At 69.4% G+C, this 503-nt stretch carries 1 protein-coding gene; it reads left to right on the plus strand.

What is annotated here, in order from left to right:
• A partial coding sequence (locus KGA66_RS29385) for a TraM recognition domain-containing protein (RefSeq protein ID WP_211472910.1) occupies nucleotides 1-503 on the plus strand: 503 nt, incomplete at both ends.

Here is a 503-nt window from a genome sequence, read left to right on the forward strand (position 1 = left end):
CGCCTACGCCACCGCCCCGCTGCTGAACAAACTGCGCGCGTTCCTGCTGCGCGACTTCGTCCTCAAGACCGTCGCCACCGGCGCCACCAGCATCGATATGGGCGCCGTCCTGGACGGCGGCGTGTGCTTGGTGCGCCTGCCCAAGGGCGTGCTCGGCGACGAGACTGTCCGACTCCTCGGCTCCTTCATCGTCGCGAAGGTCTGGCAGGCCGCCGCCGCCCGCGCCCGCCTCGGCCAGCCACGACACGACTGCTCACTGGTCATCGACGAATGCCACAACTTCCTGACCTTGCCCATCGGGCTAGAGGAGATGCTCGCCGAAGCCCGCGCCTACCGCCTCGCCCTCATCCTCGCGCACCAGGACCTCGCGCAACTGCCCACCGACCTGCGCGAAGGCATCTCCGCCAACGCCCGCAGCAAACTGATCTTCTCCGTCTCCCCAGAGGACGCCCGCCTGCTCGAACGCCATACCCTGCCCGCCCTCGGCGCCCACGACCTCTCCC

The sequence above is a fragment of the Actinocrinis puniceicyclus genome (genome assembly GCF_018283645.1).
Classification (GTDB): domain Bacteria; phylum Actinomycetota; class Actinomycetes; order Streptomycetales; family Catenulisporaceae; genus Actinocrinis; species Actinocrinis puniceicyclus.